Source organism: Psychrobacter sp. 1Y4 (genome assembly GCF_051847555.1).
This window is the reverse complement of record NZ_JBPYDE010000523.1, coordinates 1-726: the sequence shown is the minus strand read 5'-3', so window position 1 is coordinate 726 and position 726 is coordinate 1. Positions and strand designations below refer to the sequence as shown.

At 42.4% G+C, this 726-nt stretch carries 1 protein-coding gene; it reads left to right on the top strand.

The genetic code is table 11. The features are described 5' to 3' along the window. Nucleotides 1-89: 89 nt before the first annotated feature. On the top strand, nt 90-726 hold a 637-nt coding region (locus tag ACS8FC_RS17345), incomplete at its 3' end, for a hypothetical protein (protein ID WP_439297698.1).

The window sequence follows — 726 nt, the reverse complement described above, 5'->3', positions numbered from 1 at the left end:
ACAGAATGACCGAAGCCAGCCATTTGGTGGGTCATACTAATATCATCAAATTGGATGATAAAAAATCTAAATCATAAGGACATTGTTCGATGAATAGAGTGGTTGCGATATCTGGTGTTTTCTTCTGGTCAATGCTTGCTTTGATAGGCTGCGAAGTAGATGACGGTAGTTATGGTTCTGATAGCGATAATATTACGCTGACGAGCTTTGCTAATAGTTACGATAGTAAGGCCAACGATACCGCCATTGCGCGCATCGATGAGACCTATCGCACAGGCGCACGCAACATCAAAACCACCAATCTCATTAACAGTTATAGCAATCAAAGCCTGAATGATTTAGACAGAACGGTACTGGCAGATGATTTCGAAGGTCGACTCGAAAACAAAGACATCGAAGTCAATGGTCGCACAGTCAAACGTCCTATTTATGAAAAAAACAGTAATAATAAACTAGGCTACGAAACCAACTATCAAACACTCAACTTGTCGGGCTTAACGACCCGCAGTTATAGCGCTGGCACGAGTATTGAAGAGCGCCGCGGTATTCTCACCGATTTGAGTAATTATGCCAATATTCCATCTAATGTTACCTTTCCTGAAGGCTCCGTTTGTTATATCCCAGTGGTGACAAGCGAACGCTCGTTTTTGGCATTTAATGAGAGAAATAAGACAGGATATACCTCAATAGGAAGGTGGATTGACGCTGCCAAGCAACGCTTTAGTG